Origin of the sequence: Pantoea sp. SIMBA_079 (assembly GCF_046940275.1) — a bacterium.
Taxonomy (GTDB): Bacteria; Pseudomonadota; Gammaproteobacteria; order Enterobacterales; family Enterobacteriaceae; genus Pantoea; species Pantoea borealis.
On the sequence record NZ_JAWRYR010000981.1, the window covers coordinates 1 to 232 of the forward strand.

Genomic DNA, 232 nt, shown 5'->3' on the forward strand with positions numbered 1-232 from the left:
ATGGTGCCCATGTAGTTGGCGATCATGCCGTCGTAGGCGGCAGTGTGCTCGAACGCCTTGAGCATCAGGTCGAAGCGCTGGGCATAGGTCAGGCCACCGGCCTTGAGGCCTTCGACGATGCCGGCGTAGTCGCTGGCGTTGACCACGATGGCCACGTCCTTGTGGTTCTTGGCTGCCGAGCGGACCATGGTCGGGCCGCCGATGTCGATGTTCTCGATGGCGGTCGGCAGGT

The 232-nt window shown here is 63.8% G+C and carries 1 pseudogene; it reads right to left on the minus strand.

Annotation, left to right across the window (positions count from 1 at the left end):
* A pseudogene (gene purH / locus SB719_RS22870) lies at window positions 1–232 on the minus strand (bifunctional phosphoribosylaminoimidazolecarboxamide formyltransferase/IMP cyclohydrolase); the annotation flags it as partial.